The organism is Bradyrhizobium sp. BLXBL-03 (assembly GCF_051853015.1).
GTDB classification, from domain to species: Bacteria; Pseudomonadota; Alphaproteobacteria; order Rhizobiales; family Xanthobacteraceae; genus Bradyrhizobium; species Bradyrhizobium manausense.
Genome location: NZ_CP182470.1, coordinates 2,149,792 through 2,172,224, shown reverse-complemented (window position 1 = coordinate 2,172,224; position 22,433 = coordinate 2,149,792). Strand labels below are relative to the sequence as shown.

Sequence of the window (22,433 nt, the reverse complement as noted above, 5' to 3'; positions counted from 1 at the left end):
CTCAACTTTCGTCACCCAGGTCCAATATCCATCAGTCCGACTTGCCCGCGGCCTCCGGGCCTGCCGGATGCGCGGCCGCGAGCTGCTTGGCAATTCCGATCCCCTTGCCCTTCGCGAGCTGGGCGCCGAGCTGCTCGGCCAGCATCGATTTCCAGATGCCGCCCGCGGTGCCCTTGCCGAATACTTCGTCAGACTCCTTCGGCAGCATCGTCTCGACGAAGGTCTGGAGAATGAACGCTTCGAACTTGCGATAGACCTCGTCCGGGCCAGGCTTCTTGATCACCTGCACCGGCGGCCCGTTCACCAACCCCGATTGCGCCTCCGTCACACTTGCGGCGGATTGATCGGCCGCCTTGCTGGCCGTCGCATCCATCGTCGCAGCAAAATCGACGCCCGACGATCTCAGCGACTCCAGCTTCGCCGTCGCCATCCGCTGCGTCACCGGATCGGCGGCGTCGAGGACATCAAGAACGAGGTCGGATGTCGGTGTTACGATCATGTCTTGGCCCGGGTGGTTGGCCGCGGCGTCAGATCGCGCGCGGCGGCGTGTATTCCCATCATGTCTTCGAGCGAGCGCTTCTCTGCGGCGCGCAGCTTGTCGGCGAGCGCCGCCCTGGCGACCTCCTCGAGCTGCTTCACACGCCGGGTCTCCGAGCGGACCTTGTCGAGCTGCATCGCGGCGCGTTCCTGCACGGCGCGAGCGCCGACGCTGGTCCTGTTGAGGCGCCGCGCAATCGAATCGCTGGACGATCCGGCCGGCGTTTTGCCTTCGTTCAGCGTTCCCACCAGCCAGGCCTGCTCATCCTGCATGGTCTGCTCCTGTTGCCGCAATTGTGAGAGCTGCCATTCGGACAGCCGGAGCTGAAGCTTGATCAGCGAGACGATTCGACCGAGCTTGTCCGCGCGCGAGGTCATGACCCATCATCCCGCCAGCCATGACGACAGGCCCAGCATGAATTGCGCCAGCAGCTCGTCGCTGGTGAGATAGAGCAGCAGGAAACCACCGAACAGGACGAATGGCACCGAGACGAAATAGACCGGTATCGCCGGGGTCAGCTTGTTGATGAGACCCACCGAGAAATTGACGATGACGGAATAGACGATGAAGGGGCTGGTGATCCGCAGCGTCAGCACGAACGCGTCGGCGAGACGGCTCACCAGCTGGTTCAGCGCCATCTCGCCGGTCAGCTTCTCGCCGGGATGCCAGACGTCGTAGGAGTTCATCAACCCGCGCAACACCTGCCAGTGCTGATCAGTCAGGAAGAACAGCGTGGTGACGGCGGCCATGATCAGCGGCACCACGGGCGGCGCCGGATCGGTGTCGCCGACGGGCGTGCCCGGGATGCTGCTGAGCCCGATCGCGCTCGCCATCACGGTGAGCATGGTCTGGAGCGCGAGGAAGAACACACGCCCGCCGAGACCGATGACGCCGCCGACCAGAAGCTCTGTGCCGATCAGCAGCGCCAGCGAAGGCGGCGAGGCGCCGTCGACGAGCGGCTTCAGGATGGCGACAAGAATCGGCGCCAGCGCGAAGGTCGTGACCAGGGCGACGAACAGGCGGATTTGCGGCGGAACGTTCACGCTGGAGTAGCCGGGCACCAGCATCAGGCAGGCGCCGATGCGGCAGAACACGATGAACGTGACGAGCACGTGGTCAGTGAGGCCGATGATCACGAAATGGCTCCGAGCGCCCGGATCTCGGCGCTGCGAGCGACCTCGACATGCGACAGGATCGGCAGGGTCGGGAACACCCGCTCCAAAATCATGCGCACATAGGGTCGGGCCTCCGGCGTCACCGCCAGCACCACACTGGTGCCGTCCTCGGTGAACTTCCGGACCGCGGCGCTGGCTTCGGTCGCGAACTGCTCGATCAGCCGAGGATCGGCGTCGAACTCGACGACGTCACCCTTGGCGTCGCGCTTCAGGCTCTGATGGAACGCGAGATCCCAGCGATTGCCGAGGCGAAGGACGTTGAGCACGCCGTTGTCGGAGAGGTCGCCGCAGATCTGCTGGGCCAGCCGCATCCGCACGTGCTCGGCAACCTGCTCGGAGCGCCGGACATGCGGCGCGATCTCGGCGATCGCCTCGAGGATCAGATGCAGATTCCGGATCGACACCCGCTCACCCAGCAGGATCTTCAGGACCGCCAGCAGGCCGGAATAGGAGATCTGCGACGGGCAGAGATCGTCGACAAGGCGCTTGTATTCGGGTTCGAGTCGGTCGAGCAGTGCGCGCATGTCCTTGTAGGACAGCAGCTGCGACAGATTTGCCCTCAGCACTTCGCTGAGATGCGTGAGCAGCACCGACAAATTGTCGACCGGCTTGCAGCCCTGCCGCTTGACCTCCTCGGTGAAGGCTTCCGTCACCCACAGCGCCTTCATGCCGAAGGCGGGCTCGATCACCTCGTCACCGGGCACGTCGGGCTTGCCGTCCTTGTCCACCAGCACCATCACCTCGCCGATGCGGAGTTCGCCATGGGCGACGCGCGTGTCGTGGATCCGGATCTGGTATCCCTTGGGGTCGATCGCCAGATTGTCCGACAGCTTGATCTCGGGGATGACGAAGCCGTACTGCTTGGCGAATTTCTTGCGGATCTTGGCGACGCGGTGGGCAAGCTCGTTGCGCGAGCCGAGCAGGTGAACCGACAGATGGCTGCCGAGCGACAGCTCGACCTCGGCGGTCTTGAGCGATTCCTTGACCGATTCCTTGGCGTCGTTCTGGGCGCGCTCTTCGGCCTTGCGCGCATCCTCCTTCTGCTTCGCGGCCGCCTGCCGCTTCGGCAGCGAGTAGCCGACGAAGGCCATGACGCCGCCCAGAAGCACGAACGGTGCCATCGGCAGCCCCGGCATCAAGGCAAGCACGAACATCATTAAGGAGGCGGCAGACACCGCGCGTGGATAGCCGCCGAGCTGCCGCAGCACCGCCTGCTCCGCCGAGCCTCTGGTGCCGCCCTTGGACACCAGCAGACCCGCCGACAGCGACACGATCAGTGCCGGCATCTGCGTGACCAGACCGTCGCCGACGGAGAGTTTTGTGTAGACGTCGGCGGCGCGAGACAGGGTCAGACCGTGATGAGTGACACCGATGATGATGCCGCCGAAAATGTTGATCGCCGTGATGATCAGGCCGGCGATGGCATCGCCGCGCACGAATTTCGAGGCACCGTCCATCGCGCCGAAGAAGGAGCTCTCCTCTTCGAGCTCGCGGCGCCGGCGTTGGGCTTCCTTGTCATCGATCAGGCCTGCAGAGAGGTCCGCGTCGATGGCCATCTGCTTGCCGGGGATGGCGTCCAGGGTGAAGCGCGCGCCGACTTCGGCGATACGCGTTGCGCCCTTGGTGATCACGACGAAATTCACCGTGACCAGGATCGCGAAAATGATCAATCCGATGACGAAGTCGCCGCCCATGACGAACTTCGAGAAGCCGGCGACGACGTGGCCGGCAGCGGTCTCTCCCTCTCCGCCGCGCGACAGGATCAGGCGGGTGGTTGCGACGTTGAGTGCGAGCCGCAGGATCGTCGCGATGAGGAGCACGGTCGGGAAGGTGGAAAAATCGAGCGGCCGCTGGATCCACAACGCGACCATCAGGATCAGCGCCGCCAGGGCGATCGAAAAAGCGAGGCCGAGGTCGATCAGGATGGGAGGGATCGGCAGGAACAGGATCGTGAGCATGGTCACGATACCGCCAGCGAAGACGGCGTCCGCGCCGAAGCGTCGCGGATTCGGCAGGCTAGCAGCTAACGTATCGGCCATAGGTCACCGGGCAGCAGGGTCCGCCCTGCAATCTGCCCCGCAAAGCTTACGCGAGGGTGGTGGCCGGCGGATCAGAAGCCGTGCTCGATCCGCGCATAGACCATCTCGGTGAAGGTGGAGAGATGGGCGCCGATGAAGGAGCCGGAGATGGCCACGACCACCAGGATGACGATGATCTTCGGAACGAAGGTCAGCGTCGCCTCCTGGATCTGGGTCAGGGCCTGGATCAGCGCAATGACGATGCCGACCAGCATCGCCGCGCCGACGGCGGGTCCGCAGGCAACGAGGATGGTCCAGATCGCCGCCTGGACGAGGTCGAGGGCGTCCCGCTCGTTCATGGTTAGTTGCTGATCGTCAGACCGGGGCCGACCGCCACCTTGGTGCCGTCCTGGAGGGTCGCGACGGAGCCGTTGCTGTTGATCGAGATCGAAGCGACTTTGCCGGTGAACGTCGCTCCGGTCGAGTCGGTGAAGCTGACATTCTTTCCGATCAGCCCGTCCGCCTGCGACAGCGACTGGGAGGACAGCAGCGCATCCAGCTTCGTGTTGGTTTGCATGGCCTGCTCGACCGTCGACAGCTGGGCAAACTGACTCATGTATTGTGACGTATCCGTCGGATTGGTCGGATCCTGGTTCTTCATCTCGGCGATGAGGAGCTGGAGGAAGGTGTTGTAGTCGACTCCGCTGCTTGACGGCGTCGAGCTGGACGAGGTCGAGCTGGTCGAATTGGTGCTCGTGGTATCGGTCGCGCTGGGAACGTTCATGGGCCTCTCCGCTGTCAGGCAGCCTTGAATGGAGATTTGGTGGTGGTGCCGGCCAGGATCGCCTCCTCGAGAGGGAACAGCGCCCGGATCCGCTTGAGCGCCTCGAAGTAGCGGGTTCCGCCGACCATCTCGTCGATCGCGGCGAGCCCGTCCAGCATCTCGCGGTTCTCACAAACGGCCAGCAGGGCCGCGTGGTGCTGCCCATAGAGGGAGGCGGCGGCGCCGACATCCGTCGGGTTCATCAGCATGAGCTGAACGATGAAATAAAGCTGGCGCATCGCCGTGGTGGCGTCGGCAGCCTGCATCACCTGCCCTTCCAGCAGGAACATCACATCATTGACGAGCTCGAGCGAGACCTTGCGGTCCACGCGCAACACCGCGCCGTTGATGTAGACCCGTTCGCCCGCTCGCAAGGAGATCTTCATTAAAGCGCGTCTCGTATCAGGCGGTTGATTTCGACGAGCTGCGCCACGTCGTTCGATCTTTCCTCGCGAAGGCGATCGGCTTCCTTGACGACCCACAGGCCGATCGAGATGATGTCGGCGCGCAGCTGCTCGGGCAGGCCGTTCTCGGGATGTGCCAGATCCTCGATGAAGATGGTCCACAGCCGCCGGACATAGAGCAGGCTCTGAACCTGATCCTCAATGCTGAAACACTCCCGCTGGAGCCGCTCCAGCCGGTCGATGCCGAGGCTGAGCGCCTGGCGCTCGCGCCCTCGCGCCTCATGGCCGCTGTCTTCAACGACCGTCTCATAGGCTTCAAAAGTCATCCGTAATACTCTGCGCAGGAAACTGAAAGCGTAAGCGGCTCGTGCTCAGAGATAGTTGATGAGACTGATCTTCTGGAGCTGCGAGGTCAGTGCGAGCGCCGTCTGGATCTGGGTCTGCAGCGTGTTGACGCGTACCGACGCTTCGGTCGGATCGACCTTCTCTATGCCGACGATCTGATTGTTCAGAATGTCCTTCTGAGTCTTCAGCTTGTCGGTCGCGTTGGTGATCCGCTGCTGGACCGTGCCCATGTCGCCGCCCAGCGTTGCGAGGTCGGTGATGGCGCTGCCGACGAGGCCGATGGCCTTGTCCACCACCACCTGGAACGTCGACTGGTCGAGGTTCGCGTTCCCGAGATCGGCCATCATCGTATAAGCCTCGGCGAGCTTGCGAAAACCGGTCTGGTTGGCGCTGACGGATGTATCGGCGATCTCCGTCGTCGAGATGCGGCTTTGCATGACCTGGTCGGTGGCCGTTGACCAGTTGGTGTTCCAGGCAGGACTTGCGAACTCGGCGTCGAAGGGACCGTTGAGGAATGTCTGCATCTGGGCCGGCGTAATGGTGTTCACGCTGGCCGAGGATTGCGTGAAGCCGAAGGCCGCAAGGAAATCGGCATCGACCTTGTTCTTGCTGGCCGAGCCGGCCTGGTAAGGCGTGATCGGCTGGGTCTGCGTGTTGATGCCCGAGAACAGGAACGAGCCATTGTAGGAGACGTTCAGTGCGCCGATCAGGTCCTGGAGATTGGAGGACGCCGGCGGCAGGATGATCCGCCCGCCACCATCGGTGCTGCGGGCCGCAATCAGGTCCTTGAGGAAATCAGTAGCGGTCGACCCGAGCTGGGTGATGCGGTCCTGGGTCACGTCCAGGCGTCCCCCGACCAAGCCGTTGGTATCGACGAGCTGGTCGGCGAAGCTGAGGTCCGCCCGCAAGGTGACGTCGCCCCCCGTCGTCGCCCCGAGCTGCAGGCCGACATCGGCGAAGCGGCCGGTGGTCGCTTCCGTCGACGCTTTGCTCAGCGCCGCCTGGTTGTTCGTGATCGAATACCGCAGGGACGAGTGTAGCACGAGGGTGGAAATGTAGTTGGCGCTCATCATCACGGATTCCCCACGGCGGCTAGCAAGGCTTGCAACATCTGGTCAACGGTCGAAATGATCTTGGAGGACGCCGAATAGGTGCGCTCGACCTGGAGCATCAACGACATCTCGTCGTCCATGTTGACGCCGTTGACGTTCGACAGCGCCGTCGTGCTGCGGTCCAGCAGCGTGTTCTGATATTGAGAGCTGTCGTTGGCGGCCTTGCGCTGGTTCTCGATCCAGCTGGTCGACGACGATGCGTAGTCGATCAGGCTGCCGTTCGGCTTGCCCTGCGTTGTCGCATCGAACGGCTGCGAGGCATCCATGTTGCCGATGAGCTGCTGCAGCCGGGCCGAAAAGCCGCCGTTGCCCGCAATGTTGTAGTTATAGGCCGGGTTCCCGCTGATGGCACCGTCGCGCAGCAAATTCGGGTTGCCACCCAAGGCGGGATCGACCGACGCCGCGACCGAGATCGTGCCGGCGAGGCCCACCGAGACGGTGGCGCTCGCGGGCATCGTCGGCGCGCCAGGGTACGTGAAGAGACCGGGAACGTTGGGCAGCGCAGCGGCCGTTTGGTCACTTTCCTTGAAAGCATTGATCAGGCCGCGGGCGATTTCGTCGAGCTGGCTCTGATAGGTGACCGTGTCGCTGTCGCGCAGTCGGGCGAGTCCGGCAAGCTTGCCGGACTTGATCGGCATCACCGAATTGGCGCCGGTCACCGGCACGCCGTCGATGAAGACCGCGTTACCCGTGATGCTCGCCGAATACGATGTGGTGGGAGCGAAAGTTACCGCCCGCGCCGTTTTGTCGAACAGCACCGCACCGCTGTCGGCGTAGAGGGCTGCATCGCCGTTGGTGCGGATCGTCATCGTGACGCCGACCTCCTGCGACAATTGCGAGACGATGCTGTCGCGCTGGTCGAGATAGTCAGTCACGTCGTCTCCGGCGATTGTACCCTTCACGATCGCCGTATTTACCGTCTGGAACTGGGAGAGCAGCTGGTTGATGTTCTGGACCGACGTTTTCATGTCGGCGTCCGCACCCTCGCGCACCGACTGCACGGTCTCGGTCGCCTGGTTGAGCGCGGTCGCCATGTCTTTGGCGGAGGTGACGGCGGCCTGAGCCAGCGTGGTGTTATCGGGCGCGTTGGCATATTGCTGCAGCGCCTGCTTCAGCGCGTTGAGCTGCGCCGTCGGCGACTGGTCGAGCTGCGGATCGTCCACCGTGGCAGCGGCGATCTTCTGGAGACCGGCATAGATCGCGCTCTGCGTTGCGGCTGCCGAGGTCGCGGTCAGGACGTTGCTGTACAGGCCCGAAGAGGCGGCGCGCTGGATCGCCGCGACATAAACGCCGGCGCCGGGAAGATTATCCAGCTCGGTGATCTTGCGCGAATAGCCGGTCGAACCGGCACCGGCGATATTGCGCGAGATCGTCGAGGACTGGATGCCCGACGCCATGAGCGAGTTGCGGGCCGAATCGAGGGCTGAGGTAAGGGACATGGCGTGCTCTTGAACGTTCTCTTGCCCGGAATCGGCGTTGACCTACTCAGCGCTTCAGGTTGACGACGACGTCAAGCAGATCTGCGCCGGTCTGGAATGATTTCGAGTTCGCGGTGAAGCCGCGCTGCGCCGAGATCATGTCGGTCAGCTCGCTCGCAAGATCGACGTTGGAGTCTTCGAGAGCGCCGGATTGGATGGTTCCGAGGCCACCCTGCCCGGCCAGACCGACCTGCACGTTTCCGGAATCAAGGTTCGGCGAATAGACATTGCCGACCTCCGGCGTCATGTGATCCGGGCTCGGCACGGTTGCGAGCGCAACCTGGAAGCTTGGCAACTGGGTGCCGTTCTTGAGCACAGCGCTCACCACGCCCTTGCTGTCGATGTTGACTTTCTCGACGGAGGACGGCGCGTTGCCATCAACGGTCGCCTTGAAGTCGAAGCTGGAGGCAACCTGGGTCATGGCCGAGAGGTCCATGGTGAAGGCCGAACCGCCGGGGACGGTGAACGCGAGCGTCTTGGGGCTCGCTGCGGCAAGCGCGCCCTTTCCGGCCGCCGTGACGTTGAAGGTGAAACTGGTCGCAGCCGAGGGACCACCCGTCAGCAAGGCTGCGCCGTTGTAGACTTCGATGTCCCAGGTGTTCGCAGCGGTTTTCGCGGCATAGACGTCGAGCGTCACGGCGTTGCCGATGTTGTCGTAGGTCACCATCGACGTCTTCGACGTGTAGTTGCCCGGACCAGCGGCAGCCGCCGGAGCAGCGACAATCGCCGCGCTCGGATCCAGATTGGCCGCCACGGTCGCCTTGGTCGAGGGCGAGGCCTGCAACGCCATCTGGTTGACGTTGATGACCTGGAGGCCACCGAAGCCATTGGCGGCCACGTTGGGGACGGCGCCGTTCTGGATGTTGTAGCCCATCAACTGGAAGCCGGCGGTGTTGACGAGGTTGCCGGTGCTGTCGGGCACGAATGAGCCGGCACGCGTGAGGAAGTTGTTGCCGTTCGCATCCTGCACGACGAAGAAGCCGTTGCCCTGGACCGCGAGGTCCGTCGTCGAGGTCGTGAACTGGAGATTGCCGGGATCGGTGATGGCGTAGCGGACCGTGGTCTCGACCGCGCCGGAGTCGTAGTTGCCGGAGCCGCTCTTCAGGATCAGCGAGGAGAATTCCGTCGAAGCCCGCTTGTAGCCGACCGTGTTGACGTTCGCGATGTTGTCCGAGACCGTCGACAGCTTGTTGGACTGCGCGTTCATCCCGGAAACGCCGGTGCGCATAACACCATACAGGCTCATGTAGTGGGCTCCTTTGGCAGATTGGAATTACAATGCGGGGTCTTGCTTGCGCGGGGCTGATGGTTGGTGGCGATGCACAACTTGATGTCGTGCCTCGCCATCTCAGGTCGTCGTTTCATGTCGTCTTGGGCTGACAGAACGAGCGCGCCTTGTCGGTCCACGCGCCGAAGCCGCTGGAGACGAGATGCGCAACGATGTGGCAGACGTAGCGCTTCTGCGCCGGTTGATTGTTGGGACCGGCATTGTAGCGGGCGACCGCCATGGTCCAGCTTCCCTCGCGCTGCTTCAGCTCTTTCAGGAAACGCGCGGCGTAGTCGACATTCTCCGCCGGATCGAACATCGCCCGCACCGACGCGAATTTGTCTCCGTGAAAATAGTGATTGATCTGCATGCAGCCGAGATCGATCAGCTTGATGCCCCTGGCCCGCATCGCCTCGAAATTCGCGATCGCATCGTCCATGTCCTTGGCGAACACGGTCTGCCCTTCGGCGCCCAATGCATAAGGATAGAGCGCGCCGCGGCGGCCGGTCTCGGTGAGACCGACCGCATAGAGGATGCCGAGCGGAATTCCGTGCTGCTGCGAGGCGCGCGCCATCTCGCGCTCGCAAGGGCGCGCAGTGTCAGTCGCCGCCGCGGCGGCGCCGACATTACAAATAAACAGGGCCGCGACGAGTATGTGGCGCCACGTCCTGATCATGGCGTGCCTCCTGGTTGGGCTGCTGGTCTTGGCGGGCTTGCCTGGCGCCGCCGTCGGACTGGCCGGACGTGCCTGCACCGTCGAACGCGCCTTGCGACTGCGATGATTGCTGTTGCTGGCCGGAGAGATGCGGCTGCGACTGGCCAGATCCCGACTGGAACCCGTCGAGCGAACCGTGCTGCACCGGCGCGACGTCGGCGACATATCCTGCCGACTGCATCAGGTCGCGGATCTGATCGCGCTGCTGATCCAGCATCGTGCTGGTGTCCTTGCGTTCGGCGGCGAGCTGAACCGAGACCTCGTTGCCGACGAGACGCAGACGCATGGTGACATTGCCGAGATCAGGCGGCTCGAGATTGACGGTGAGGATCTTGAGCGGCTGATCCGGGGCATTGTTCTGCGTGCCCAAGAGATCCGTCGCGGCGGACGCGGCCGGCGCGGGTGAACTCTTGAGCTCGGACACCACGGCGTTCGCCACCTGTTGGGTCGCGCTGAACGGCCCCACGGGAGGCAGATGAGTCTCCTGCTGGACGACCGTGACCTTGGTCGTCTCAGGCAAGGCGTCGCGGCCCGCGGACTTTGCGGCGCGCTCGACATTCGCCGCGACGGCTTCGAAGCCCGGTGTTGCCGGCATGGCATCCGTCGGAGCGGCACTTCCCTGCGGCATCGCTGCAGCCTGTGCACCTGCGGCCGCCTGCCCATGCGCGAGGGACGTGTCGCCGCCGGAACGCGCCACAAACGAAGGCGCGGCGGTGGATCCGGCGACGTCTGCCGCCGCCCTTGCGTCGCCGATGCCCTGCTTTGCCACTGACGGACGCTCGTCCCGGGCCGACGTCTCCTTCTTGTCGCCGGACGGCTGTGGTGTCTGCATTGCCGCCGCCTGCGCGGCAGCGAGCTCCTGCCCCAGCATCGCGGGGAGGCCCAATCTGGGCGAGACATCAGCCTTCGCTACCGGATCGACCTGCTCCTGCTTGTTCGACGATCTGGTCTCCTCGGTGCGTTCGTGCACCGGTTCATCCTTCGACGTGCCAGGCTCGCTCAACTGTCTCACGCGCGGGCGCGCCGGGGCAACTTTGGTGGTCGCATCGGTGGCCGTATCGGTTTCCTGATCGTCCAAAGCCCGCTTGGCCATGTTTGAGACGGTGTGGAGCAGATCGTGAAACGAGGAATCGTCGGCGGTTTTAGTGCCCGGTGTTGCCACACCTTTCGTCGACCGGGTCACCCCGCGCGCAAGGCTTTCGGCGAGACCGGCGAAGAGCTGCCCGGAGGTTCCAGTGAGCTTGGTCATGGGCGATGATCCCTGGTGAGAAGCTCCAGTTCGCCGAGCTGCGACTTTGCGCGTGCGAGCGTCGCGTTGGACGAGGCAAGATCGATCCGTGCCGGCGTGGGCGGTGGCTTGTCGGCCGTCATGACGGACGCCGGTCCCGTGACCGGCTTGCGAATGTCGAGCGCGAGCTGGAGGGTTGCGTTGAGGAGCAGGACATCGCGCTCTGCCAGCTTCGACCGGTCGAGCGCCCTCAGCTCGGCGAAACCGCCGTCATATTCGTCGGTCAGCGCGCGGGATGCGCCGCGATAGAAATGTGCGCGTTCCCGATCGGGCGCGGCATCGGCGCTGAGCGTCAGCGCCCGCTCGGCCGCAAGGCTGACGACTGTAAGCTTGCCGCGGATCAACGCACCGCGCGCAATCACCAGATACAGCTTTAGGCGGCTGGCGCGGTCGACATGTTCCAGCAGCGCCGCGACCCGTGCAAAGCGACGATCGTCCAGCGCAAGATTCGATTGTGTCAGGCCCGTGGAGAAACGCTGCCAGAAATCGCCGGCATAGACCGAATTGCGGTAGTGGCGAATATAGGCCAGCGTCAGGAACTCGAACTTGTCGAAGTCCTCGGCCTGCCCGACCAGAAGGACCTCGCGCCGCAGTGCCGCCTCCTCGACCAGCGTGCCGGGCAGCAGCAGGCGTGCGTCGTCCAGACGCTCGATCGCGAGCGAGGCCTCTGACCGGGCGAACAGCGCGCCCTGGACCAGCGCCACCTGCCCGCCCATGCCGGACGAAATCGTGCGCGGCTTGACGTCCTTGAGCAGCTCCCTCGCCTCGTCCTGCCGTCCCTCGACATAAGCGAGCGCGCCGTCGAACAGCGCCTTGTCGACACTGATCTTGTCGCGCGGCAGCTTGCGAACGATCTGCGGCGCGCCGCCGGACAGCAGGTAGATCACGACCGCCTGCCCGTTCTGCGGGTTGCTCCACACGTTCGGATCGGCGGCAAGAAATTTTTCGCCGATCTGCCGGATCAGCGCGATGTGGCTGCCATGCGCCGCGGTATCGCCACGGGCGATGCCGTCTTGTACCGCCTGCAGCGCGCGGACGAGTTCATAAGGCTCGCCGGACGGAGGCGCCGGATCGGAAAGGGCCCTGGTCGCGGCCAGCGACAACAGCACCAACAGAACGGTGCGGAGCAGCGGTCTGGTCAAGGACGCTTCTCCCGGATCAGGATCTCGATCCGTCGATTTTGCGCGGCCGCAGGATCGTTTGGAAGCTTCGGACGACGGTCGGCATAGCCTTCGACATGCTCGATCCGCTGGGCATCGATACCGGAGCGGACCAGCATGTAATAAGCCATCTGTGCGCGCGCGGTGGACAGCCGCCAATTGTCGTAATTGTCAGATTTGTAGGGCCTGTTGTCGGTGTGACCGCGTACGATGATCATCCCGCGACGTTTTGCGATGAGCGGGCCGATCTTGTCGATGACGCGAATGAGCTCGGGCCGCGGCTCCGCCGAGCCGACGGCGAACATGCCAAAGCTCGCATCGTCGGTGAGGCTGACCAGCAGGCCTTCCTCGACCTGGCGCACCTCGGCCACCGGGCCGGCGCCGGCCTTGATGTCCGACAGCGCGTCGGCGATCGCGGACTGGAGCTGCTTCACGGTCGGCTGCTGGGCCTGGGTGGCGTCGCGCGGCTCCGATTCCTTCGGGACATCGGTCGGGCGCGCCTGCGGCGTCGCGTTGGCATGAAGGTTCGCTTGCGGGCTCGGCTGCATGGCGGCCTCGCGCGCAGACGGTGATGGCGCCGGACCCGGCGGCAGCAGCGGCGATATGCTCGTGGACGACGCCTGAGCGTCGGGGGCCATAATGCCGCCGGCATCATCGGTCCTGCCGCGACGCGGCTCGCCCTGATTTGTGCTGGCCGGATTGTCGCGTGCCGAAGCACTCGCCTTCGGCTCGCCTTCCATGATCCTGTCAGCTTCCTTCGAAGCCTCGGGCGCGAGCTTCCAGTAGCCGGGATCGAACGGATCGCGATAGGCATCGCCGCCCTTGAGGCCGTCCTCCTCCGCGGACGTCAAAGCCCCGGCGCGCCGCTGGCCCGAGGCCTGGTTCGCGCTGGTCGCGATCTCGGCGAGAGTCGCATAGGGATCGCGGAACAGAACCTTCTCTTCGTAGAAGGGGGGCTTCTCTTCCGTCGGCGAATCACCGCGGCGCTCCTCGTTCGGCCCGGCCGGCTTGCGCCGGCCGTCCTGCCCCTCGAACGGCGTCGACTCCTTCTTTGAGAGATCCTTGAGCCCCTTGGGCGCGGGCGCGTTCTCGGCGAGCTTGATCGGATTGAAGTAGCTTGCGACAATCTGCTTCTGATCCTGATTCAGCGCGTTGAGCAGCCACATCACCAGAAAGAACGCCATCATCGCGGTCATGAAGTCCGCGTAGGCGATCTTCCAGACGCCGCCGTGCGCCTTCTCGTCCTCGAAGGCGCTCCGCCTGCGGATGATGACCAGCTCGTGCTTGACCTCCTCCATGGTGCAACTACCGGCGCGCCTCGTTCAGCCGGTCGACCCAGGTCGAGATCCGCGTCTCGATCGTGGTCTGATCGGCAAGGACGCGGACCTCGACGGTGTCGGCCGACTGGTATTCGACACCGGTGCGGCCGGCCAGATTGAGTTGTGCCCTGACGAGGTCGATGAGCTCGCTGGGGCCGGTGACGCGGAACACCGACACGGGCGAGTTCGAGGTCAACGCCGCGATCTGCTCGACCAGGGATCCGATCGCCTTGTCGCGGACCGCTTCAGCGAGGAACGGCAGCAATATCCGAGCCACCGTGCTTGCGATGTTGCTCTCGATCTCGCGGCAGGCCGCGTCGAAGCCGTTGACGATCGCGACGGCCTGCTGGTCGGACCATTTGGCCCGCTCCTCTCCCAGCCGGATCGCACTGCGGACCCGCTCTTCGGCGAGCTTGGCTTCACCCTCCGCAACACCGGCAGCATGGCCGCGCCGATAGGCGTCTTCGAGAAGGTTCAGCGGTGCTGCTTCCGGCGCAGACGCCGGCGGCGGCGATTGAAGTTGCGGCTGCGATTGTGCCTGGCGTTCCCCGCGCTGCGGTTGAGGCTGCGGCTCGCGCCGAACCTCCTTCTGCTTCGTCAGCACGTCCTGGACCTTGGGCAGCGGAGCCGGAGGTGACTTGGCCCGGCCGTTGGCGTCGAATTGCGTCAGGAGTTTTCCGATTGCCGCGTTCATGCCGCCTCCTCGCGTCGCATCCAGTCCTTAAGGATTGCTGCCGCCTGCATCTGATCGAGGCGGACGATCTGCTCGAGCCGCTTCTGCGGCGTACGCTGCATCTTGCCTTCGAGGTCCTCGACGAGATTGAGCTCGGGGTCGTGGCTCTCAGCCAAAGCGAGCGCCGTGGCAGCTTCGAGTTCAGCGGCTTCGGCCGCCTCGCTCTGTTCCTGCGCTGCACGATGGGTCAGGATGCCGTTGACCGCCGGCCGGAGCCCGAACCAGACCAGCATCGAAGCGACGGCCAGGATGGTCACCGCATTGATCACGCTGCCGAGTTGCTTGTTCATCATCTCGACAAAGCTGATCGGCGGCACCGGCGCCAGATCGCGCGAGCCCTCCACGAAGTCGACCGCCGTCACCTGGATCTGGTCGCCGCGGGTCTTGTCCAGTCCGCCGGCGGTTGCCGCCAGCTGGCTGATCTCGCCGAGCTTGCTGTCGACGATGGCCTGGTTGGTCTTGTCGCCGAGGTCGGCGACCAGCCGAGCCCGGTTGACCAGCACGGCGATGAAGAGCTTCTTGACCGAGTAGCCGTCACTGACCGTCGTCGTGGTCTTGGACGAGACCTCGAAATTGGTGACGTCCTCGCGGCGGGTCTTGTCTTCGCTGGAATTCTTGGTGCCGCCGGCATTGACCTGCTGGTCCGGCAGGTTTTGCTGGACCGTCGTCGGCGTCGAGCGATCGGCGTTCGATGACTTCTCGTTTTCGCGAACGTTGCGTACGGAACGCTCGGCGCGTGTCTCCGGATCGTAGACCGTCTCGTTGATCTGGCGCTTGTCGGTCGAGAGCTGGGGCGCGACGCTGACCTCGAAATTGTCCAGCCCCAGATAGGGCGTCAGCGCCTTGCGTATGTTCTCCTGCACCATTCCGCCGACGGTCTTCTGAAGGCTCGCCATCTTGGTCGGCGCGGCGCTGGCCTCGTCTTCCTCCGCCAGCAGCATCGAGCCGTCGGCATCGAGCACCGTGACCTTGTCGCGCGTCATGCCGGGAATGGCGGCCGCGACGAGGTGGCGGATCGACTGCGCCGTCCGCGCCTCGATCGCACCGTCGGTGCGCAGCACCACCGACGCGGAAGGCGGCTGCTGCGTCGCGCGGAACGAGCCGCGTACCGGCATCACGATGTGCACCCGTGCCGCCTTGACGCCCTTCATCAGCTGCACGGTGCGCGCAATCTCGCCCTCGAGTGCACGCAGCTTTGTCACCTCCTGCATGAATGAAGTCAGCCCGAGCGAACCGATCTTGTCGAACAGCTCGTAACCGGAATTGGCGCTGGTCGGCAGCCCCTTCTCGGCGAGCAGCATTCGCGCTTGCGCGGTCTGGCTCGGTCGCACCGAGACGGCATCACCGGCCGCGCTGATATCGAAGGTGATGTTCTGCTCGCGCAGCGCAGCCCCGATGCGTGTCACGTCTTCGCGCGTGAGGCCGGTATAAAGCGTTTCGTATTCCGGACGGCTCAGATAATAGGCGCCGCCGACCACGGTGACGAGGACGGCGAAGCCGATCAATCCCAAGGCCATCAGACGTCGCGGCCCAAGTTCCAGCAGATTGTTGAGCAGCTGCTGTAGCTGCGCGCGACTGAGCATGTGACCTCGTACCAATGCGGATGGCAAGGACACTCCGCTGCCAACCTTGTCTGAGGGTTGCGCGAGCATGCGAATAAGTCGCTTCGCAGGCGAGGCGTTGCAATTTTGCAGGAAGTTCAGACGTCGCAACCGGCTCAACGGCAACGAGCGAGCGCCCGCGCGAACGACACGTCGCTTTGACGTCTGGCGTCAGGAAATCAATTGCGGGCACGTCATGTGCCGTCACGTCCGCCGGTCGAGGCGGGACCGTGCTCCCAAGGGAGCACGGTCGCTTTCGAAGCCGAGGCTTACTTGAACAGCGAGAGGATGCTCTGGCTATTCTGGTTGGCGATCGACAGCGCCTGGACGCCGAGCTGCTGCTGGGTCTGGAGCGCCTGCAGGCGGGTGGATTCCGCGTTCATGTCGGCGTCAACAAGCTGGCCGACACCGCGGGTCACCGAGTCCATCAGGGTCTTGACGAAGTCGGTGTTGGTCGCGAGGCGGTTCTTGACGGCGCCGAGGTCGGCGGCAGCCGAGGCTACCGAGTTGATCGCGGCCGTGACCTGCGTGATGTAACCGTCGAGCGTGGCCTGGTCGGCTGCCGAGTCGGTCAGCGTTGAGATGCTGATCGTGTCGACCGATGCGCCGGCACTCACCTTGTCCAGGATGCCGCTGGTGGACGAGGTGTAGAGCGAGTAGTTCGAGATCGTCAGCGTGATGGAGCCGATGGTCGGCGTGCCACCGACGCGCGAAAACGAGGACACCAGGTCGAACGTCGCGGGCGTCGCCGTCGTCGTGCTCAGCCAGTTCACGCCGTTGAAGGTCGCCGCCGCGGCGGTGCCCTTCATCTGCTGCTGGATCTGGGTGATGTCGGCCTGGATCTTGGTGCGGTCGATACCGGCGGTCTTGGCCTCCACCAGCAGCGACTGCAGCTTGGTCAGGCCGCCGGTGCTGTCGCCGACAACGGCGGTCAGCGCGGTGTATTCGGTGTCGACGGTCGCAGCCGACAGACCGAGCGAGTCGGAGACGGCGGAGAGCGCGGCGTTGTCGGCGCGCATCGAGGTCGCGATCGACCAGTAGGCGGCGTTATCCGACGCGGTGGCGACGCGCTGGCCGGTCGAGATCCGGTTTTCGGTGGTCTGCAGATTGGAGCTGACGTTGCGCAGCGTCTGCAGCGCGGTCATTGCTGCGGAGTTGGTGAGAAGGCTAGAACTCATGTTTGACGTCCCCTGAAAACGACTTGAAATTGTTGGGACATACCGGGCTTGCACCGGTACGACCGGGCGGCATCATGCCTTTGGGCTGCAAAAAAGCGCGCTCAACCTGCCGTAACGGCGGCGATAGCACGCGAAGTTTGCGCGAAGCTTGTGGCGCCGTAACTGCACTGGGGAGGAGCGGCAGTTCGAGGGCGAAGTCGAGATCTTTCCGGCACGCCAACAACGCACCCAAATGAAAAGAGCCGCGCTTCGCCAGAAGCGCGGCTCCCTCAGGTCGTGTTCAGGGTTAGCGGAACAGCGAGAGGATGCTCTGGCTGTTCTGGTTGGCGATCGAGAGCGCCTGGACGCCGAGCTGCTGCTGGGTCTGAAGCGCCTGAAGGCGGGTGGATTCCGCATTCATGTCGGCGTCGACGAGCTGACCGACACCGCGATTCACCGAGTCCATCAGGGTCTTGACGAAGTCGGTATTGGTTGCGATGCGGTTCTTGACGGCGCCGAGGTCGGCAGCGGCCGAGGCTACCGAGTTGATCGCGGTGGTGACCTGCGAGATGTAGCCATCGAGCGTGGTCTGGTCCGCGGCCGAATCGGTCAGCGTTGAGATGCTGATCGTGTCGACCGATGCACCGCCGCTCACCTTGTCGAGGATGCCGCTGGTGGACGAGGTGTAGAGCGAATAGTTGGAGATCGTCAGCGTGATGGAGCCGATGGTAGGCGTGCCACCGACGCGCGAAAACGACGACACCAGGTCGAAGGTCGCGGGCGTCGCCGTCGTCGTGCTCAGCCAGTTCACGCCGTTGAAGGTCGCCGCATTGGCGGTGCCCTTCATCTGCTGCTGGATCTGGGTGATGTCGGCCTGGATCTTGGTGCGATCGATACCGGCGGTCTTGGCTTCGACCAGCAGCGCCTGCAGCTTGGTCAGGCCGCCGGTGCTGTCGCCGACAACCGCGGTCAGAGCGGTATATTCGGTGTCGACGGTCGCAGCCGACAGACCGAGCGAGTCGGAGACCGCGGAGAGCGCGGCGTTGTCGGCGCGCATCGAGGTTGCGATCGACCAGTAGGCTGCGTTGTCCGACGCGGTGGCGACGCGCTGGCCGGTCGAGATGCGGTTTTCCGTGGTCTGCAGGCTGGAGCTGACGTTGCGCAGCGTCTGCAGCGCGGTCATGGCGGCGGAGTTGGTGAGAAGGCTAGAACCCATTTTGATGTCCCTTTGAAGATCGAGTTGTTTTGGGGACATACCGGACTTGCACCGGTACGACAGGGCGGCGTCATGCCTTTGGGCTGCGCAAGAGCGTTGAGGGCCCAACCTGTCGTACGGCGACCGTAACGCTCGAAGCTTGTGCGAGGCTTGTGGCTCTGTGTCTTCGCCGCAACAGCGAAGCCAAAGTTTCGGCGTGCGCTTGACGTTGCTTCAAACGAAAGGGCCGCGCTTCGCGAGAAGCGCGGCCCCTCAGATTGTCGTCGGACCTAGCGGAACAGCGAGAGGATGCTCTGGCTGCTGCTGTTGGCGATCGAGAGCGCCTGGACGCCGAGCTGCTGCTGGACCTGGAGGGCCGACAGACGGGTGGACTCCTGGTTCATGTCGGCATCGACGAGCTGGCCGATACCGCGGCTCACCGAGTCCATCAGCGACTTCACGAAGTCGGTGTTGGTCGAGATACGGTTCTTCACGGCACCGAGATTCGCCGCGGCCGAAGCCACGGAGTTGATCGCACCAGTGACCTGCGCGATGTAGCCATCGAGCGTGGTCTGGTCAGCCGCCGAGTCCGTCAGCGTGCTGATGTCGATCGTGTTGACCGACGAACCGCCGCTCACCTTGTCCAGGATGCCGCTGGTCGACGAGGTATAGAGCGAGTAGTTGGCGACGGTCAGGGCGATGGAGCCGGTGGTCGGCGTGCCGCCAACGCGCGAATAGGACGACACCAGGTTGACCGTCGTCGGCGTTGCCGTCGTCGTGCTCAGCCAATTCACGCCGTTGAAGGTCGCCGCAGCCGCGGTCGCCTGCATCTGCTGCTGGATCTGGGTGACGTCAGCCTGAATCTTGGTGCGGTCGATACCAGCCGTCTTGGCTTCCACCAGCAGCGACTGCAGCTTGGTCAGGCCGCCGTTGCTGTCACCGACAACAGAGGTCAGAGCAGTATATTCAGTATCGACCGTCGCGGCCGACAGACCGAGCGAATCTGAGACCGCGGAGAGCGCAGCGTTGTCGGCGCGCATCGAGGTCGCGATCGACCAGTAGGCGGCGTTGTCGGAGGCGGTCGAGACGCGCTGGCCGGTGGAAATGCGGGTCTGCGTGTTGGCGAGTTGGGAGCTCACAGACCGCAGGGTCTGGAGTGCGGTCATGGCGGTCGAGTTCGTAAGCAGGCTTGACATTGCGAATGTCCCTTTATGTACGCGTTACATTTTCACGAGGGGACATACCGGGCTTCCACCGGTACGGAGGGGCGGCATCATGCCTTTGGACTGATGTGGATAGGGTCCAACCCGCCGTGCCGCAGTGCTAGCACGCCGAATCTTGCTTCCGGATTAAAGCTGGATTGAATTCATCAGCAAAATCATATGGTTAATATTACTCTTTACTAACCTTAACGATTCTCGTGGGCCGGTGATCGCCCTCACGAGAAGGATCGTACCAGTCCGGAAGCAAGCAGATTCCAGCCGTCGATCAGCACGAAGAACAGCACCTTGAACGGCAGCGCGAGGATCGACGGCGGCATCATCATCATGCCCATCGACATGGTCAGCGTCGCCACGATCATGTCGATGACGAGGAACGGCAGGATGATGAGGAAACCGATCTCGAACGAACGCCGGAGCTCGGAGATCATGAAGGCCGGGATGATGACGCGCATGTCGATGCGCTTGTCGTCGAACTTCTTGCGAAAGCTTTCTGCTGCGAGCGACTCGAACGTCTGCAGATCCTTGTCCCGGACGTGTGCCAGCATGAACTCGCGGAACGGATCGCTGATCTTCAGATAGGCGTCCTCCTCCGAGATCTCGTTCTTCATCAGCGGCTGCACGCCGGTCTCCCAGGCCCGATCGAAAGTCGGTGCCATGACGTAGAAGGTCATGAACAGTGCGAGGCTGATCAGCACGAGATTCGGAGGCGTCGTCTGAAGACCGAGCCCGGCGCGCAGGAACGACAGCGCGACGGCGAAGCGGGTAAAGCTCGTGACCATGATGAGCAGTCCCGGTGCGACGGACAGCACCGTCAGCAGCGCCATGAGCTGGATGATGCGGCCACTGGTCGAGCCGTTGCCTGGCGGCAGCAGCGAGTTGAGGTCCGGAATCTGGGCGAATGCCACTTCGGGCAGCACGACCAGCAGCAATGCGAGCAGCAGGATTCTCAATTTCACTGGATCACCAACGTCTCAATGATCAATTCGCGGACCTTGCCGGACGAGCGGATGCTGGCGCGTTCGGACAGATCGTCGCGCAGATGCTGAAGCCCTCGCGTGCCTTCGAACTGCGTGACCGAGGCCGAGCGGAGATAGGTGACGATGTCCTCGCTGATATGGGCAGCGAGGATGCCGGCGTCCTCGTCACTCATGCTGTCGGTCACCATGGAGGCCTCGACCCGGGCCCAGTTGTTGGCTGGGGCCGCAAGATTGGTCACGATCGGTGACAGCTTTCTCAGCCGCGCGCTTCCCGAATAGCTCGACGCGACCGGCGGCGGGGTAGCGCCCTTCTTTGCATCGGCGACGCGCTCGGCGGCGGCGAACAGATGCAGGCCAGCAAGCGCGCCGGCGCCTATCGCGATCAGGGTCAGCACGACGACGGCCGCGATCAGGCGCATGACGCCCCCCGCTCCCACGACGCGCGAGCCTCAGAACGGTGCCACTGCATCATAGATCCGGTGTCCCCAACCAGGCTGCTGCACGTCAGACAGATTTCCGCGACCACCATAGGACACGCGCGCCTCGGCGATCTTCTCGTAGGAGATCGTGTTGGTTCGCGAAATATCCCGTGGACGCACGATGCCGCCGACATTGAGCACGCGCATCTCCGTGTTGATGCCGAACTCCTGCGAGCCGCTGATCATCATGTTTCCGTTCGGCAGCACGTCGGTGACGACGGCCGCGATGGAAAGCTTGATGTCTTCGGAGCGGTCGATCTGCCCGTTGCCTTTGATCTGCGTATTGGTGTTGAGATTGGCGTTGGCCTGGCCTTTGTCCTTCCATCCTGCGACGTCCATCAGCCAGTTCAACCCGAACTGGATCTGCGAATCGCGAGAGCGATCGGTCTTATTGTCGAGCTTGGCCTTGTCCTGCATCGAGATGATCACCGTCACGACGTCGCCGACGCGGCGCGCACGGGGATCGCGGTAGAGATCGGTACCGTCGTCCCAGGTCGAGCGATAGCTGACGGGCTGGTGCACGCGGGGCGTCACCGGAATAGGCTCGGCCGGCGTCCTCAGGCCGCTGCCCACGGGCGACAGCTTCGGGCCGGTCAGGATTTCTGCCGGATCATGGGAGCACCCGGCGAGAAGCAACAGCGACAGGATGAGGCATGGCGTCTTCATTTACTTGGTCTTCCCGTCATCCACACGACGCATTCCACCGAGCAGGTCAGCGAGATGCGCTGCGCGCCCGGTCTCCATCTCGTTAAAAATCGCGCTCGAGCTCCTCGGGCTCAACTTTGCAAGAACCGCTGCGGCTGTTTCGTCCGCCATGCCCGCGATCTGGGTCGCGGCCGCGTCCGGCTTCATGCGCGAGTAGATCTCGACGACGCTGGCTTCGGCCTTCTTCAGGAAGTCGTCGCGGAGCGCCATCCACTTCTCATACTCGGCCCGCTTGGCCTCGACTTCGGCGATCCGCTCGCGCAGCAGGTTCTCGGCCTTCTCCAGCTCTTTCAGCTGCCAGGCGAGCCTGGCGTCGACGGCTGGATCGGCGACGTTGCTACAGTACAGCGCGACTTCGTTGTCCGCGGGCGCAGCGGTTTGTGCCGGCACCGGCTTCGGCGGCGCCATGCCGCCGCCTGACTTCGCCGGACGCGCCGGAACGGGAGCCGGTGCTGCAGCGGCCGCTTCGGGCACCGCACCGGTGGTGGCGGGCCCTGCATCCTCGGCCGCCCAGGCCGTGGCCCGCGAATTATCGCCTGGAACAGACGCTGCCTGTGCATGCGACCTCTGCGGCCCGGGCGCGCGAGCGCGTGCGAACGAGAGCAGATTGAGCGGCTTCGACGGCTTCGGTTCGTCCAGCCCGAGCACAGGCGAAGCGTGCGCGAGCACGAACACCGTGGCCAGAAGGAGGTACGCTTTGTGATCAAGCTTCAGCATCGGC

General features: G+C 64.0%; 24 protein-coding genes. All 24 read right to left on the bottom strand.

What is annotated here, in order from left to right; translation table 11 throughout:
• Positions 1-31 precede the first annotated feature (31 nt).
• The 24 genes from ACNJX9_RS10350 to ACNJX9_RS10235 all read right to left on the bottom strand — a co-directional run bounded on the left by ACNJX9_RS10350 (position 32) and on the right by ACNJX9_RS10235 (position 22,429).
• Complete coding sequence (locus ACNJX9_RS10350) at positions 32-499, bottom strand: rod-binding protein (protein ID WP_057742906.1); 468 nt, start codon at positions 497-499, stop codon at positions 32-34.
• Positions 496-915, bottom strand: a complete 420-nt coding sequence (locus ACNJX9_RS10345) for a hypothetical protein (RefSeq protein WP_057742903.1) — start codon at positions 913-915, stop codon at positions 496-498. Before ACNJX9_RS10345 ends, ACNJX9_RS10350 begins: the two co-directional genes overlap by 4 nt.
• A 6-nt stretch (positions 916-921) precedes the next feature.
• Positions 922-1,674 carry a flagellar biosynthesis protein FliR gene (gene fliR / locus ACNJX9_RS10340; RefSeq protein WP_057742901.1) on the bottom strand — a complete coding sequence of 251 codons (753 nt, stop codon included), beginning with the start codon at positions 1,672-1,674 and terminating at the stop codon, positions 922-924.
• Positions 1,671-3,752 (bottom strand): flagellar biosynthesis protein FlhA, encoded by a 2,082-nt coding sequence (gene flhA / locus ACNJX9_RS10335; protein ID WP_439408673.1) that lies wholly within the window; start codon positions 3,750-3,752, stop codon positions 1,671-1,673. Before flhA ends, fliR begins: the two co-directional genes overlap by 4 nt.
• A gap of 71 nt (positions 3,753-3,823) precedes the next feature.
• Positions 3,824-4,090 carry a flagellar biosynthesis protein FliQ gene (fliQ, locus tag ACNJX9_RS10330; protein WP_057742896.1) on the bottom strand — a complete coding sequence of 89 codons (267 nt, stop codon included), beginning with the start codon at positions 4,088-4,090 and terminating at the stop codon, positions 3,824-3,826.
• 2 nt (positions 4,091-4,092) lie between these two features.
• Positions 4,093-4,515: a flagellar hook assembly protein FlgD gene (gene flgD, locus ACNJX9_RS10325; RefSeq protein ID WP_057742893.1), complete on the bottom strand. Its 423-nt coding sequence runs from the start codon at positions 4,513-4,515 to the stop codon at positions 4,093-4,095.
• Positions 4,516-4,529: 14 nt separating this feature from the next.
• The gene (gene flbT / locus ACNJX9_RS10320; protein ID WP_057742891.1) at positions 4,530-4,940 is read right to left on the bottom strand and encodes a flagellar biosynthesis repressor FlbT; all 411 of its coding nucleotides are present in this window, start codon (positions 4,938-4,940) and stop codon (positions 4,530-4,532) included.
• Positions 4,940-5,284, bottom strand: coding sequence for a flagellar biosynthesis regulator FlaF (flaF, locus tag ACNJX9_RS10315; protein ID WP_057742890.1), 345 nt, complete (start codon positions 5,282-5,284; stop codon positions 4,940-4,942). The genes flbT and flaF overlap by 1 nt, the downstream gene beginning before the upstream one ends.
• 45 nt (positions 5,285-5,329) lie before the next feature.
• The gene (locus ACNJX9_RS10310) at positions 5,330-6,376 is read right to left on the bottom strand and encodes a flagellar hook-associated family protein (protein ID WP_439408672.1); all 1,047 of its coding nucleotides are present in this window, start codon (positions 6,374-6,376) and stop codon (positions 5,330-5,332) included.
• The gene (gene flgK, locus ACNJX9_RS10305; RefSeq protein WP_439408671.1) at positions 6,376-7,854 is read right to left on the bottom strand and encodes a flagellar hook-associated protein FlgK; all 1,479 of its coding nucleotides are present in this window, start codon (positions 7,852-7,854) and stop codon (positions 6,376-6,378) included. Before flgK ends, ACNJX9_RS10310 begins: the two co-directional genes overlap by 1 nt.
• A 46-nt stretch (positions 7,855-7,900) precedes the next feature.
• Positions 7,901-9,139, bottom strand: a complete 1,239-nt coding sequence (locus ACNJX9_RS10300; protein WP_057742884.1) for a flagellar hook protein FlgE — start codon at positions 9,137-9,139, stop codon at positions 7,901-7,903.
• A gap of 115 nt (positions 9,140-9,254) precedes the next feature.
• On the bottom strand, positions 9,255-9,836 hold the full coding sequence (locus ACNJX9_RS10295; RefSeq protein WP_439408670.1) for a transglycosylase SLT domain-containing protein: 582 nt from the start codon (positions 9,834-9,836) through the stop codon (positions 9,255-9,257).
• Positions 9,787-11,124, bottom strand: coding sequence for a flagellar hook-length control protein FliK (gene fliK / locus ACNJX9_RS10290; RefSeq protein WP_439408669.1), 1,338 nt, complete (start codon positions 11,122-11,124; stop codon positions 9,787-9,789). The genes ACNJX9_RS10295 and fliK overlap by 50 nt, the downstream gene beginning before the upstream one ends.
• Positions 11,121-12,305: a chemotaxis protein gene (locus tag ACNJX9_RS10285; RefSeq protein WP_439408668.1), complete on the bottom strand. Its 1,185-nt coding sequence runs from the start codon at positions 12,303-12,305 to the stop codon at positions 11,121-11,123. Before ACNJX9_RS10285 ends, fliK begins: the two co-directional genes overlap by 4 nt.
• Positions 12,302-13,621 (bottom strand): MotB family protein, encoded by a 1,320-nt coding sequence (locus ACNJX9_RS10280; RefSeq protein ID WP_439408667.1) that lies wholly within the window; start codon positions 13,619-13,621, stop codon positions 12,302-12,304. The genes ACNJX9_RS10285 and ACNJX9_RS10280 overlap by 4 nt, the downstream gene beginning before the upstream one ends.
• Positions 13,622-13,628: 7 nt before the next feature.
• Positions 13,629-14,336: a hypothetical protein gene (locus ACNJX9_RS10275; protein WP_439408666.1), complete on the bottom strand. Its 708-nt coding sequence runs from the start codon at positions 14,334-14,336 to the stop codon at positions 13,629-13,631.
• Positions 14,333-15,958 (bottom strand): flagellar basal-body MS-ring/collar protein FliF, encoded by a 1,626-nt coding sequence (gene fliF / locus ACNJX9_RS10270; protein WP_439408665.1) that lies wholly within the window; start codon positions 15,956-15,958, stop codon positions 14,333-14,335. Before fliF ends, ACNJX9_RS10275 begins: the two co-directional genes overlap by 4 nt.
• Positions 15,959-16,245: 287 nt before the next feature.
• The gene (locus ACNJX9_RS10265; protein ID WP_057742869.1) at positions 16,246-17,154 is read right to left on the bottom strand and encodes a flagellin N-terminal helical domain-containing protein; all 909 of its coding nucleotides are present in this window, start codon (positions 17,152-17,154) and stop codon (positions 16,246-16,248) included.
• 286 nt (positions 17,155-17,440) lie between these two features.
• On the bottom strand, positions 17,441-18,349 hold the full coding sequence (locus tag ACNJX9_RS10260) for a flagellin N-terminal helical domain-containing protein (RefSeq protein ID WP_220004852.1): 909 nt from the start codon (positions 18,347-18,349) through the stop codon (positions 17,441-17,443).
• 269 nt (positions 18,350-18,618) lie between these two features.
• The gene (locus tag ACNJX9_RS10255) at positions 18,619-19,524 is read right to left on the bottom strand and encodes a flagellin N-terminal helical domain-containing protein (protein WP_057742864.1); all 906 of its coding nucleotides are present in this window, start codon (positions 19,522-19,524) and stop codon (positions 18,619-18,621) included.
• A gap of 242 nt (positions 19,525-19,766) precedes the next feature.
• Positions 19,767-20,507, bottom strand: coding sequence for a flagellar type III secretion system pore protein FliP (gene fliP / locus ACNJX9_RS10250; protein WP_439408664.1), 741 nt, complete (start codon positions 20,505-20,507; stop codon positions 19,767-19,769).
• Positions 20,504-20,947: a flagellar basal body-associated FliL family protein gene (locus tag ACNJX9_RS10245; RefSeq protein WP_439408663.1), complete on the bottom strand. Its 444-nt coding sequence runs from the start codon at positions 20,945-20,947 to the stop codon at positions 20,504-20,506. The genes fliP and ACNJX9_RS10245 overlap by 4 nt, the downstream gene beginning before the upstream one ends.
• A 30-nt stretch (positions 20,948-20,977) precedes the next feature.
• Positions 20,978-21,673 carry a flagellar basal body L-ring protein FlgH gene (flgH, locus tag ACNJX9_RS10240; protein WP_057742856.1) on the bottom strand — a complete coding sequence of 232 codons (696 nt, stop codon included), beginning with the start codon at positions 21,671-21,673 and terminating at the stop codon, positions 20,978-20,980.
• Positions 21,674-22,429 carry a MotE family protein gene (locus ACNJX9_RS10235; RefSeq protein ID WP_439408662.1) on the bottom strand — a complete coding sequence of 252 codons (756 nt, stop codon included), beginning with the start codon at positions 22,427-22,429 and terminating at the stop codon, positions 21,674-21,676.
• Positions 22,430-22,433: the final 4 nt, after the last annotated feature.